We start from the raw sequence: 11721 nt of genomic DNA on the forward strand, positions 1-11721 counted from the left end.
TTGTGCGTTCCGGAGCAAGACCTACCGGGCGTCGACCAGGTGTTGTCGGGCCCAGGCGGCCAGGGTGGTCGGCGTGGTGGTGAGCACGCTTCGCTCGTCCTCGGGCACAAAATCGCCGGTCAGTCCGGCGGACATGCCCGCGATGCCGTCGACCTGTGCCGCGGGCAGGCCCACCGAGGTCAGCACCGAGCGGAACTCGTCGTCCGAGAGCTGTTCCGGTTTGACCTCGTGGCCGAGCACCCCGCCCAGGATTTCGGCGACCTGCGTGAAGGTCAGGTCCTCCGGCCCGTGCACGGCCTGCACCCGCGTGCCCTGCCAGTTCGCGGCGAGCAATCGGGCGGCGGCGACCTCGCCGATGTCGCGCGGGTCGACCCACGGCATCGAATGGTCGAGCGGCCACGGCGTGCGGAGCACCCCGGCCCGCAGTGACTCGACGTCGCCGAGCAGGTTGCTGAAGAAGTAACCGCAACGCAGGTGCGTCACCGCGGCGCCGGTGTCGTTCAGCTGTTCCTCGGTGCGCGCCAGGCCGTCGATTTCACCGACACCGTGCCGTTTTTCGGCACCGATGCTGCTCTGGAACACGGTGTGCGCGATGCCGTTCTCCCGCACCGCGCGCGCCGCGTTGGCGCCCAGCCGGGCGTACGCGTCGACGGGGTCGTCGCCGGTGCCCGGCGGGCTCACCCAGAAAAGCGTGTCGACGCCACGCGTCGCCTGGATGACGTAGTCGGCGTCTGCCTGGTCACCTTCCGCGACGTCCACCCGCGCGCGCGTTCCCGGATCGAGTTTGCTCGCGTCCCGCAGCAGCAGCGTCGGGCGCACACCCGCCTGGAGCAGCAGCCGCACGACTCGGGAACCCACCTGCCCGGTGGGGGTGGTGACCGCGATCTTCCTGTGGTGAGAAGTCATGGTCCGGACGGTAGCGAGGATTGTGGCCACCTCGTGACCACAATATCGCCGCTACCGAAAACGGGGTAGCGGCGTAAACGTAGCGGTGTTAATGTTGTCGTGTTAGCAAAGTTAGTGATGAAGGGACGGCAGTCATGACGGAACAGCGGGTGGCGATCGTGACCGGCGGATCGCGCGGAATCGGCCGTGAGGCCGCCGAGCGGCTCGCCGCGGACGGGATGGCCGTGGTGGTCGTCTACGCGGGCAACGAGACCGAAGCCAACGCGGCGGTCGAGAAGATCACCGCCGATGGCGGCCGGGCGTTCGCGGCCAAGGCCGATGTCGCCGACGAGCAGGCCGTGGCGGCGGTGTTCGGCCGCGCGGAGGCCGAGTTCGGGGGAGTGGACGTGGTCGTGCACGCGGCCGGTCGCATGGCGCTCGCCCCGATCGCGGAACTCGACCTGGCCGAGCTCGACAACCTGCACCGCACCAACATCCGCGGCACCTTCGTGGTCGACCAGCAGGCTGCCCGCCGCGTGCGCGACGGTGGCGCGATCATCAACTTCTCCACGTCCGTGCACGCGCTGGCGCTCCCGGGTTACGCCGGGTACGCGGCGTCCAAGGGGGCGGTGGAAGCGATCACCATGATCCTCGCCCGCGAACTGCGCGGTCGCGACATCACCGTCAACGCGGTGGCCCCCGGCCCGACCGCGACCGCGCTCTTCCTCGACGGCAAGGACGAGGAGACCATCGCGCGGATGGCCGCGCAGCCGCCGCTGGAGCGGCTCGGCACCCCGGCCGACATCGCCGAACTGGTCTCGTTCCTGGCCGGTCCCGCGCGCTGGATCAACGGCCAGGTCGTCCGTGCGAACGGCGGGATCGTCTGATGGGCAGCACGGTGCTGATCACCGGCGCGTCGAGCGGGTTCGGCGCGCTGACCGCCCGTGCGCTGGCGAGGGCCGGGCACACCGTGTACGCGGGGATGCGGCAGACCACCGGCCGCAACGCCCAGGCGAAGGCGGACGCCGAGGCGTTTGCGCGGGAGAACGCGGTCGACCTGCGGGTCGTCGAGCTGGATGTGTCGAGCCAGGAATCCGTGGACGCCGCGACGACCACCGCGGACTTCGACGTCGTGGTGCACAACGCGGGCCACATGGTGACCGGACCGGCGGAAGCCTTCACACCGGAGGAAATCGCGCGGGTCCACGACACGAACGTGCTAGGCACACAGCGGGTGAACCGCGCCATTCTGCCGAAGTGGCGCGAAAGGCGAGGTGGGCTGCTCGTCTGGGTCGGCAGCAGCAGTACGCGCGGCGGCACCCCGCCTTACCTGGCGCCGTACTTCGCGGCGAAGGCGGCGATGGACGCGCTGGCGGTCAGCTACGCCGCCGAACTGGCGCGGTTCGGCATCGAGACCACGATCGTGGTGCCCGGGGCGTTCACCTCGGGCACCAATCACTTCGCCAACGGCGGGCACCCCGCGGACCAGGAGATCGTCGCGGCCTACGAGCGGCGCTACGCCGGGCTCATGGAGCAGGTCGGCGCACGGCTGGCGGAGATCTCCCCGCCGGACGCGGATGTCGCCGCGGTGGCGGAGGCCATTGTGGACGTTGTCGGCGCCCCGGACGGCGAGCGGCCGTTCCGGGTGCACATCGATCCGGCGAACGACGGGTCCGAGGAAGTCAGCGAAGTCGCCGATCGGATCCGGGCCGGGTTCCTCACCCGGATCGGCCTTGGCGACCTGCTCACGCCAAGTCGCTGACCAGCTGCAAGGCCCGCCCCAGCGTTTCGAGCCGCGCGTCGAGGGTGTCGCCCGCCGGGTACAGCCGGACGGTGTCGACCCCGGCGGCACGCCACACCGCCAGCCGCGCGCGCACCATTTCCTCGGTTCCGATCAGCGTGGTGCCCAGCACCATTTCATCGGTGACCAGGGCCGCCGCGCCATCGCGATCACCGGAAAGCCAGCGTGAACGCACTTCCGCGGCGGTTTCGGCCCAGCCCTGCCTGCTGTAGGCGTCGTTGTAGAAATTGCTGCCGGCGGAGCCCATTCCGCCGAGGCTGAACGCCAGCTCCTTTTTCCGGCCGGCGATCATGGTGTGCAGTTCGTCTTCGTCCGCGGCGAAGGCGACTTCGGCGCCTTGGCACACATCAAGATCGGCTCGGGTGCGATCGGCTGCGGTCAAACCGTCGTCGAGGTGGCGGAAATAGGCGTCCGCGGCGCCTTCCGGCACAAAACTGGTGCCGAGCCACCCGTCCGCGATTTCCCCGGTCAGCCGGAGCATTCGCGGTGAAAGCGTGGCGAGGTAAAGGGGGATCGAATGCTCGGCCTTGATGGAAAGGCGCATGGGACGGGCCTCGCCGGGCAACGGGATTTCGAAGGCCGAACCGGAGTAGCGCAGTTTCTCGCCGGTGCACGCGGCACGCACTATTTCCACGGTCTCCCGCATCCGGGTGAGCGGACGGGCGAACGGAACTCCGTGCAGCCCTTCGATGACCTGGGGACCGGACGGCCCGAGGCCGAGCAGGAACCGTCCACCCGACATGTTCGACAGGGTGATCGCGGTCTGCGCGATGGCGGCCGGCGTGCGCGTGCCGAGCTGGATGATGCCCGAGCCGAGTTGCATCCGCTTGGTGCGCGCGGCCAGGAAACCCAGGGGAGAGGGCGCGTCCGAGCCCCAGGCCTCGGCGACCCAGCACACGTCGAGGCCCAGTTTCTCGGCTTCCACCACGAAGTCGACGATCTCCGGCCAGGGCGCGCCCGAGGCCTCGATGGTCGTCGCGGTGCGCATCAGGCCTCGGCCAGGTTCTTGATCGCCTCGAGATTGGTGAGAATGGCGTTCTCCAGCTCGCGCAGCCGGACGAAGACGATCTTCTGCTCCTTCTCGGGCATGCGGGTGATCGCCAACGACAGTCCGGACGGGCCCGGCCCCATCTGCATCCACTGGCTCAGCTCGGTGCCGTCCTCCCGCGGTTCGAGGGTGAACCGCCAGCTCGCCGATGGCGTCGCCGGATCGGAGACCGCCCAGGCGAAGGTGCGCTGTGGCTGGTAACTCACCACGTACGAGGTGGTTTCCCACTTGCCGAACGACGGGTGCTCGTTGCGGCCGACAAAGCGGGCGCCGATTCCGGGACCCCCCTCGTCCAGCCACTCCACGGTCTGCAGCTCGGTGCTGAATCGGGGGTACAGCTGGATGTCCGAGACCAGGTCCCAGACGCGTTCGGGTGGTGCCGCGATCCGGATCCGCTGCTCGATGGTCGGTGCGTCCGCGTACCGTGCGCCCGTCCACTCCACCGCGCAACCTCCTCAGCTCTGGGGAAATGCCCTCTGAGCTTCAGAGTTTCGTAATTGGACTCACCCTGTCAAGGCTCATCCGGCCAAGTCGTCGAAGCGGCGGCGGACATCCGGGCGGTCCTTGAGGCCCTCGGGATATCCCGGACCGGTGCGCATGCGGACGCGAGCGGGATCGAGCGGCTCCGCGCAGGCGGCGCAGACGACCTCGGCGTGCGTGTCGTGCCCGCAGTCGAGGTGGTGCATCCGCACCGGCGGGCCTTCCGGGCCGGATAGCCACCGGTCGCCCCAGCGCGACATCACCACCAGCACGTCGAAGAAGTCGCGGCCCATCTCGGTGAGCAGGTAGTCGTAACGGACCGGCTCGTCCTGGTAGGCGCGCTTCTCCAGCAGGCCTTCGTCGACCAGCCGCTTGAGCCGGTCGGCCAGGGTGTTCCGCGGAATGCCCAGTTCGGCCTGGAAGTCACCGAACCGGCGGATGCCGTAGAAGCTCTCGCGCAGCACCAGCGGGCTCCACTGGTCGCCGAACAGGTCCATGGTGCGCGCGATCGAGCACGGCCACCTGGCAAAAGAGGTCCGCTTCATGCCGTTGAGCATAAGCCCGAGCTGTGGATGCGCGAAGTTGCGTGAAAGAGCGATTGACCGAGCAAAAACACGCAACTACGCTGATCCTCATGTCAGAGATGGATGCGGAGATCGCCAGCCAGCCCGCGCACTGGCGCCAAGCCGTGGAACTCGCCGCCGACGCGGGGGACCTGCTGCCGCGACCGGGCCGCCGGGTGGCCGTGGTCGGCTGCGGTACCTCGTGGTTCGTCGCCCAGGCCTACGCCGCGCTGCGGGAACGCGCCGGGCTCGGTGAAACCGACGCGTTCGCCGCCTCGGAGTTCCCGCTCGGCAGGCGCTACGACCAGGTCCTCGCGATCACCAGGTCCGGCACCACCACCGAGATCCACCGGCTGCTCGGACAACTCGACACCCCGGCCACGGTGCTCACCGGCGTGCCCGCGGAGATCGAAAACGTGGCGGGCGCGGTGGTCGACCTTTCCTTCAGCGACGAGCGTTCCGTGGTGCAGACCCGGTTCGCCACGGCGACGCTCGCCCTGCTCCGCGCGCACCTCGGGGAGAACATCGACCGCGCCATCGCCGAAGCCGAACACGTTCTCGAGACCACTGTGGACACTGAGGTCCGAGCCGCGGAGCAGTTCACCTTCCTGGGCACCGGCTGGACCGTCGGCCTGGCCGCCGAGGCCGCGCTCAAGCTGCGCGAAGCCTCGGTCAGCTGGGCGGAGTCCTATCCCGCGCTGGAGTACCGGCACGGGCCGATCAGCATCGCCGAGCCGGGCCGGGTGACCTGGATGTTCGGCCGGTCGCCCGAGGGACTGGCCGGCGAAGTTCGTGCCGCGGGCGCGTTGTTCGTCGACGACGACCTGGACCCGATGGCCGATCTCGTGCGCGCTCAGCGGCTCGCCGGCGCGCTCGCCGCGGACCGGGGCCTCGACCCGGACAACCCCCGCAACCTCACCCGTTCCGTAGTACTCGCGTAGTGATCGTCACGGTCACCGCCAATCCCGCGCTGGACGTCACCTACCGGGTCGGCGCGCTCGAACCCGGTGCCGTCATCCGGCCCGCCGAGGTGCGGAAGCGGGCCGGGGGCAAGGGCTTCAACGTGGCCAGGGTGCTGCACGCGCTCGGCCGGGAGGTGCTCGCGCTCGGCCCGGTCGGCGGCGCCGACGCCACGCTGATCCGCGAAGACCTGGCCGCTGCCGGTATCCCTCACCGGCTGACCGGGATCGCCGGAGTCACCCGCCGCACCACGGCATTGGTGGCACCGGACGCGGTCACCCTGGTCAACGAACCGGGACCACGACTGTCCGAAGTGGAGTGGGGCCAGGTGGCCGGGGAGGTGGCGCGGCAGCTCGAACACGCCGACGTCCTGGTCTGCTCCGGCAGCCTCCCGCCCGGCGCGCCTTCCGACGGCTACGCGCACCTCATCGGCCTGGCCAGGAAAGCCGGAGTGCCCGTGGTGCTGGACACCTCGGGCGAGGCGCTGCGGGAAGGGATCAGGGCGGGACCGGACGTGGTGAAGCCCAACGCGGACGAACTACGCGAACTCACCGACGATCCACACGAACTGCGCGCACGCGGCGCGGGCGCGGTGCTCGTTTCCCTGGGAGCGGACGGCATGCTCGCCGCGACCCCGGACGGGACGTGGCTCGCGCGGCCGTCGCGAAAGCTCGGCGGCAACACCACCGGCGCCGGTGACGCGGCGGTGGCGGGCATCGCGCTGAACCCGCGCCAGGACTGGCCCGCGGTGCTGCGGCAGGCCGTGGCGTTGTCCGCCGCGGCGGTGCTCGGCCCGCTGGCCGGCGACGTCGATCTCGATCACTACCGGCGCGAACTGGGCGCCGTGACCGTGGAGGAAACCCATGCCACTGGTGTCAACGGGTGACATCGTCGGCCCGGCGGCCGAACTCGGCACCGGCTGCGGTGCGTTCAACGCCATCCTGCTGGAGCACATCAGCGCCATCGTCGACGGCGCCGAGCGGGCCGGGCTGCCGGTCATCCTGCAGCTGAGCCAGAACGCCGTGCGCTACCACGGTTCGCTCGCGCCGATCGGGGCCGCCGCGGTGGCCGCGGCCCGTGGCGCGGACGTGCCGGTCGCCGTGCACCTGGACCACGCCGACGAACCGGAACTGGTGCACCAGGCGGTGGAACTCGGCTTCGGCTCGGTGATGTACGACGGATCCACCTTGGAATACCAAGACAATGTCGCGGCCACCAAGGAATTGGCGGCCCACTGTCACGTGCGGGGGGTGTGGGTGGAGGCCGAACTCGGTGAGGTGGGCGGCAAGGACGGGGTGCACGCGCCCGGGGCGCGCACGGATCCGGCCGAGGCACGCGAATTCGTCGAGGCGACCGGGGTGGACGCGCTGGCCGTCGCCGTCGGCAGCTCGCACGCGATGCTCACCCGGGACGCCGAACTCGACTTCGAGCTGATCGGGGCCCTGCACGAGGAAGTCCCGGTGCCGCTGGTGCTGCACGGTTCCTCCGGCGTCGCCGACGAGCACCTGGCCACCGCCGTGCGCCGCGGGCTGACGAAGATCAACATCGCCACCCAGCTGAACAAGGTGTTCACCGCCGGGGTGCGTGACCAGCTCGCGGACCGGCCGGACACGGTCGATCCGCGCAAGTACCTCAGCGCGGGCCGGGAAGCGGTGGCCGATGAGGTGGCCAGGCTGCTGCGCCTGCTCCAGCCGTGACGCGGGCCTGACTCAAATCTGACTCAGACCTGACTCAGGCCGTGATGACCCGGACGCCTTCGGCCTGGAACGCCTCGATCGTCTTGTCCGGTGCCGCGGTGTCGGTGACCAGGGTGTGCACCTCGTTCGTGGCGCAGATCCGGGCGAACGCGTGCCCGCCGAGCTTGGAACTGTCGCCCACCACGGCGACGTGACGGGCGCGCGAGACCATCAGCCGGTTGATGCTCGCCTCGCCCTCGTGGTGCGCGTAGGCGCCGCGCAGCGGATCCACCGCGTCCACCCCGAGCAGCACCAGGTCGAGGGTGATCTCGTCGAGGATCTTGGTGGCGAACGGGCCGGTCAGCTCGAACGACTGCGGGCGCGCCACCCCGCCGGTCACCACGATCTTGATGTTGGGGCGCACGGCCAGCTCGTTCGCGATGTTCAGCGCGTTGGTGACCACGGTCAGCGAGGGTGAGTCCCCGCGCTCGCCCAGATCGGGGCGGGTGGCCACGGCCCGCCCGACCTCGGTCAGCGTGGTGCCGCCGTTGAGGCCGATCACCATGCCGCGCTCGACCAGTTTCGCCGCGGCCACGGCGATCCGCTGCTTCTCCGGGGCGTTGCGCGCGGCCTTGTGCCGCAGCGGCAGGTCGTAGGCGACGTTGCTGGCCACCGCGCCACCGCGAGTGCGGGTGAGCAGCTGGCGCTCGGCGAGGTGGTCGAGATCGCGGCGGATGGTGGCCGGCGAGACGTCCAGCTCGGCAGCCGTTTCGTCGACGTCGATCTTGTCCCGTTGCCCGATCATGTCGAGCAGTGCGTTCAGGCGCTCGTGCCGATCCATCCGCCGAAAGTACTACGAGTGCGGGCCTGTGCCCGCACCGCCGCTCCGAGCACGATTTCGCATTTTCTTGCACAGTAGTGCGATCTGACTGTTGACACATGCTTGAACGGAGACAAAACTGCGCACTAACGCGCAGCGGTCCCGCTGAAGTTTGTCGAATCGATCAGGTGGTGGCGATGAGATCAGCTCGTGGCAAGCTCGTACTCGCGGCGGGACTGGCGTTCACGCTCGCCGCCTGCGGCACGCCGACCGGCCAGGAGGGCACGCCCGGTGCGCAGAACGCGCTGCCCGGCGCGGAGGAGTTCCTCAACGCGCCCTGCCCCGAGCCCGGCGTGAAACCGCAGGCGGACAAGGAACTGACCTACTGGTCGATGTGGACCGCCGACGAGCCGCAGGGCAAGGTGCTGCAGAAGGCGATGCGCTGCTTCACCGAGAAGACCGGGGTCAAGGTCAACGTGGAGTGGCTGGGCCGCAAGGGCTACACCACCAACCTGGTGCCCGCGCTGAACACCGGCAACGTGCCCGACCTGTTCGACCAGGACGTGAGCAAGGTCAGCGCCGCGATCGTGCAGCCGGGTGGCACGCAGAGCGTCGACGACGTGCTCGCGATGAAGGTCGGCGAGGACGAGAAGACGGTCAAGGACGTGCTCGCGCCCAGCTCGTACGACTTCCCGCAGAACAAGGACGCGGCCGGGGCGAACTTCATGGTGCCCTACGAGATGATGGCCAGCGCCTGGTGGTACGACAAGGCCACCGCCGGTGACGTGCACCCGCCGTCCACAATGGCCGAGCTGACCGCGTTGTTCGACAAGGCGAAGGCCGACGGCAAGGCCGCGGTTGCCCAGGACGGCGACATCTCCTTCTACAACATGTACTTCTACACCCAGCTCGCCGAGCGGTTCGTCGGCGCGGGCGGGCTGTACCGGGCCGCGAGCGACCGCACCGGCCAGGGCTGGCTGACCGATCCCGGGTTCCGCCGGGCGGCCGAGGAGACCGCGAAGATCCCGCCGTACTTCATCGAGGGGTGGGACGCGGCCAAGTTCCCGCAGGTGCAGCAGCGCTGGGCCGACGGCGAGGCGCGCTACCTCTACGTCGGCAGCTGGGTGCCCAGCGAGACGCGCGAGTACCTGACCAAGCAGGGCGGCGCGGCGAAGATCGACTACGGCTCGTTCCAGTTCCCGATGCCCGAGGGCGCCACGCACGACACGGTCGAGCAGATGTCGATCGGGTTCTCCATCCCCAAGGCGGCCAAGCACAGCGAGGCGGCCAAGGCGTTCATCGCCTACACGCTGAACAAGGACATCCTGCTCGGCATGACCGTGGTGGCCAACAACCTGGTGCCGCGCGCGGACCTGCCGGTGCCCGACGACCTGAAGGACATCAAGGCGGCCATCGACGATCCGAAGAAGGAGCACGTGCTGCAGTACGACGGGCTCGACGGCCTGGCGGGCGGCAAGTGGGCCACTGAGGTGTTCGACCCGCTCAACCTCGACCTGCTCAAGGGCCGGGTGAACCCGCAGCAGTTCGTCGACGGCCTGGCCGCGAAGTCGGCCGAGTTCTGGGCCGCGCAGGGCTCATGACCACGACCGCAGCAGTGCCGCGGACCCGCCGCGGCACTGAAGGGGAACACGAGGTCCGCAAGCGAAGGCTGTTCTGGCCGTTTGTCGCGCCGGCGCTCGGGCTGTACCTGATCTTCCTGGTGCTGCCCACGATCGCCACCGTGGTGCTCAGCTTCACCAGCTGGGCCGGAGCGGGCGACAGCCCGGAGTTCTCCGGTTTCACCCAGTACACCCGCATGTGGGCCAGCGACTCGTTCCAGTACTCGTTCCGCAACACGCTGATCTACGTTTTTGCCGGCGGGATCGGCACGTTCGTGCTGGCGTTCCTGTTCACCATGGTGTTGCGGGACATGCGTGGCGGGAAGCTGGTACGGGCGATCCTGTTCTTCCCGAACATCGTGGCGCCGGTGGCGCTGGGCATGTTCCTCGGCTTCGTGTTCAAGTACCAGCCCGGGAAGCAGGGCCTGGCGAACTTCCTGCTGGAGAGCGTCGGGCTGACCGCGGCGAAGTTCCTCGATCCGGCGAACGTGACCTGGGCGGTCACCGCGGCGATCATGTGGGCCAGTTCGGGCTTCTACATCACCATTCTGATGGCCGCAGTGGACCGCATCCCGCCGTACCTGTACGAGGACGCCGAACTGGCCGGGGCCTCGCCGTGGCAGAAGTTCCGCAACGTCACGCTGCCGCTGACCTGGGACGTGGTCGGGGTGGCCGGTGTGCTGTGGACGATCAACGCGCTGAAGATCTTCGAGCTTGTTTTCGTGCTCGCCGGGCCGGGCACCTACTCACCGCCGAACAACGCGTGGACGCTGGGCATCTACGTGTTCGACCGGTCGTTCGGCTCGAACGGCACGCCGGACTTCGGCGCCGCCTGCGCCTGCGCGGTGGCGATGATCGCGCTGGTCACCGTGCTCGTGCTGCTGTTGCGCCGCTTGATGCGCCGCGACGCCATCCAGTTCTAGGAGACGCTGTGTCCACAGTGGAGTTGACCGCGCCACCGCGCGAGCCGGGAGCGAAGCCGGTGCGCAAGCCGCCGCGCAAGCCCAAGCCACCGCCGGGGTCGCGGCGGCTGAGTCCGCTCAAGGTGATCGGCACCGTGGTGGTGTGGGCGTTCACCGCGTTCAATCTTTTTGTGCTGTACTGGCTGCTCTCGTCCTCGTTCAAAACGCCGGTCGAGATCTTCACCCAGCCGTTCCAGCTGCCGCGCCAGTGGTTCGTCGCCGGTGACCCGTTCCGCAACTACGTCTACGCCTGGAACCAGGCCGGGCTGGGCTCGGCGTTCGTCAACACCGTGCTGCTGGTCGGCGCCGCCGCGATCGTCACCGTGGTGGTCAGCGCCCCCGCCGCGTACGCGCTGACCAGGCTCGGCGTGCGCGGGGCGAGCGGCATGACCGGGTTCGTCGCGATCGGCATGGGCGTGCCGTTCCAGACGGTGATCATCCCGCTCTTCGTGAACATGGCGAAGATCGGCCTGGCGAACAACCTGTTCGGGTTGTTCCTCATCTACGTGGCGCTGTCGCTGCCGTTCACCGTGTTCCTGCTGACCGGGTTCTTCCGCTCGCTGCCGGACGAGATGGAGGAGGCGGCCGCGATCGACGGCGCGTCGCCGCTGCGGACGTTCGTCTCGATCATGCTGCCGCTGGCGCGCGGCGGGCTGATCACCGCGTTGATCCTGAACCTGATCGGGTTGTGGAACGAAACCCTGCTGGCGATCGTGTTCCTGCAGGAGAACGCCGATTTCACCCTGTCACGGGCACTGTTCACCTTCTACGGCGCGGCCAGTTACCAGAGCGAGTACGGCGGTCTGATCGCCGGTGTCGCGATCGTGGTGCTGCCGATGCTGGTGCTCTACCTCGTGCTGGCGCGGCGCATCATCACCGGACTCACCCTCGGCGCGGGCAAGTAAAG

General features: G+C 69.1%; 13 protein-coding genes. 8 read left to right on the top strand and 5 right to left on the bottom strand.

The genetic code is table 11. The features are described from left to right. Nucleotides 1-21 precede the first annotated feature (21 nt). Nucleotides 22-906, bottom strand: a complete 885-nt coding sequence (locus YIM_RS23975) for an NAD(P)H-binding protein (protein WP_153032479.1) — start codon at nucleotides 904-906, stop codon at nucleotides 22-24. A 134-nt stretch (nucleotides 907-1040) separates the two neighbouring features. Between YIM_RS23975 and YIM_RS23980 the strand changes: the two genes are divergently transcribed. After that, complete coding sequence (locus YIM_RS23980; protein ID WP_153032480.1) at nucleotides 1041-1772, top strand: SDR family oxidoreductase; 732 nt, start codon at nucleotides 1041-1043, stop codon at nucleotides 1770-1772. After that, on the top strand, nucleotides 1772-2647 hold the full coding sequence (locus YIM_RS23985) for an SDR family NAD(P)-dependent oxidoreductase (protein ID WP_153032481.1): 876 nt from the start codon (nucleotides 1772-1774) through the stop codon (nucleotides 2645-2647). Before YIM_RS23980 ends, YIM_RS23985 begins: the two co-directional genes overlap by 1 nt. Here the strand turns inward: YIM_RS23985 and YIM_RS23990 are convergent. The 3 genes from YIM_RS23990 to YIM_RS24000 all read right to left on the bottom strand — a co-directional run bounded on the left by YIM_RS23990 (nucleotide 2631) and on the right by YIM_RS24000 (nucleotide 4759). Then, nucleotides 2631-3674, bottom strand: a complete 1044-nt coding sequence (locus tag YIM_RS23990; RefSeq protein WP_153032482.1) for an LLM class flavin-dependent oxidoreductase — start codon at nucleotides 3672-3674, stop codon at nucleotides 2631-2633. The two genes, YIM_RS23985 and YIM_RS23990, sit on opposite strands and share 17 nt — an antisense overlap. Further along, nucleotides 3674-4177, bottom strand: a complete 504-nt coding sequence (locus YIM_RS23995; RefSeq protein WP_153032483.1) for an SRPBCC family protein — start codon at nucleotides 4175-4177, stop codon at nucleotides 3674-3676. Before YIM_RS23995 ends, YIM_RS23990 begins: the two co-directional genes overlap by 1 nt. Before the next feature lie 75 nt (nucleotides 4178-4252). Next, entirely contained in the window at nucleotides 4253-4759 is a 507-nt protein-coding gene (locus YIM_RS24000) for a helix-turn-helix domain-containing protein (protein ID WP_153032484.1), read from the bottom strand. Between the two features lie 98 nt (nucleotides 4760-4857). Between YIM_RS24000 and YIM_RS24005 the strand changes: the two genes are divergently transcribed. The 3 genes from YIM_RS24005 to YIM_RS24015 are packed head-to-tail and all read left to right on the top strand — an operon-like array spanning nucleotide 4858 to nucleotide 7434. Further along, entirely contained in the window at nucleotides 4858-5718 is an 861-nt protein-coding gene (locus tag YIM_RS24005; RefSeq protein ID WP_370469027.1) for an SIS domain-containing protein, read from the top strand. Next, a complete protein-coding gene (locus YIM_RS24010) occupies nucleotides 5718-6623 on the top strand; it encodes a 1-phosphofructokinase family hexose kinase (protein ID WP_153032486.1) in 906 nt (301 codons plus the stop codon). The genes YIM_RS24005 and YIM_RS24010 overlap by 1 nt, the downstream gene beginning before the upstream one ends. Further along, the gene (locus YIM_RS24015) at nucleotides 6601-7434 is read left to right on the top strand and encodes a class II fructose-bisphosphate aldolase (protein WP_153032487.1); all 834 of its coding nucleotides are present in this window, start codon (nucleotides 6601-6603) and stop codon (nucleotides 7432-7434) included. The genes YIM_RS24010 and YIM_RS24015 overlap by 23 nt, the downstream gene beginning before the upstream one ends. Nucleotides 7435-7468: 34 nt before the next feature. Here the strand turns inward: YIM_RS24015 and YIM_RS24020 are convergent, their stop codons facing one another. Further along, complete coding sequence (locus YIM_RS24020) at nucleotides 7469-8254, bottom strand: DeoR/GlpR family DNA-binding transcription regulator (RefSeq protein ID WP_153032488.1); 786 nt, start codon at nucleotides 8252-8254, stop codon at nucleotides 7469-7471. 176 nt (nucleotides 8255-8430) lie between these two features. Between YIM_RS24020 and YIM_RS24025 the strand changes: the two genes are divergently transcribed. The 3 genes from YIM_RS24025 to YIM_RS24035 are packed head-to-tail and all read left to right on the top strand — an operon-like array spanning nucleotide 8431 to nucleotide 11719. Next, entirely contained in the window at nucleotides 8431-9834 is a 1404-nt protein-coding gene (locus YIM_RS24025) for an ABC transporter substrate-binding protein (protein WP_153032489.1), read from the top strand. After that, complete coding sequence (locus YIM_RS24030; protein ID WP_153032490.1) at nucleotides 9831-10775, top strand: carbohydrate ABC transporter permease; 945 nt, start codon at nucleotides 9831-9833, stop codon at nucleotides 10773-10775. The genes YIM_RS24025 and YIM_RS24030 overlap by 4 nt, the downstream gene beginning before the upstream one ends. Nucleotides 10776-10783: 8 nt before the next feature. Further along, nucleotides 10784-11719, top strand: a complete 936-nt coding sequence (locus tag YIM_RS24035; RefSeq protein ID WP_153032491.1) for a carbohydrate ABC transporter permease — start codon at nucleotides 10784-10786, stop codon at nucleotides 11717-11719. The last annotated feature ends 2 nt before the right edge of the window (nucleotides 11720-11721 follow it).

Source organism: Amycolatopsis sp. YIM 10, assembly GCF_009429145.1.
Taxonomy (GTDB): Bacteria; Actinomycetota; Actinomycetes; order Mycobacteriales; family Pseudonocardiaceae; genus Amycolatopsis.

What these genes read in the sequence shown, in the direction of transcription:
- YIM_RS23985 (WP_153032481.1), top strand. Translation starts at nt 1,772, where the DNA reads ATGGGCAGCACGGTGCTGATCACCGGCGCGTCGAGCGGGTTCGGCGCG.
- YIM_RS23990 (WP_153032482.1), bottom strand. Translation starts at nt 3,674, where the DNA reads ATGCGCACCGCGACGACCATCGAGGCCTCGGGCGCGCCCTGGCCGGAG.
- YIM_RS24025 (WP_153032489.1), top strand. Translation starts at nt 8,431, where the DNA reads ATGAGATCAGCTCGTGGCAAGCTCGTACTCGCGGCGGGACTGGCGTTC.
- YIM_RS24030 (WP_153032490.1), top strand. Translation starts at nt 9,831, where the DNA reads ATGACCACGACCGCAGCAGTGCCGCGGACCCGCCGCGGCACTGAAGGG.
- YIM_RS24020 (WP_153032488.1), bottom strand. Translation starts at nt 8,254, where the DNA reads ATGGATCGGCACGAGCGCCTGAACGCACTGCTCGACATGATCGGGCAA.
- YIM_RS24000 (WP_153032484.1), bottom strand. Translation starts at nt 4,759, where the DNA reads ATGAAGCGGACCTCTTTTGCCAGGTGGCCGTGCTCGATCGCGCGCACC.
- YIM_RS23980 (WP_153032480.1), top strand. Translation starts at nt 1,041, where the DNA reads ATGACGGAACAGCGGGTGGCGATCGTGACCGGCGGATCGCGCGGAATC.
- YIM_RS23975 (WP_153032479.1), bottom strand. Translation starts at nt 906, where the DNA reads ATGACTTCTCACCACAGGAAGATCGCGGTCACCACCCCCACCGGGCAG.
- YIM_RS24005 (WP_370469027.1), top strand. Translation starts at nt 4,858, where the DNA reads ATGGATGCGGAGATCGCCAGCCAGCCCGCGCACTGGCGCCAAGCCGTG.
- YIM_RS24015 (WP_153032487.1), top strand. Translation starts at nt 6,601, where the DNA reads ATGCCACTGGTGTCAACGGGTGACATCGTCGGCCCGGCGGCCGAACTC.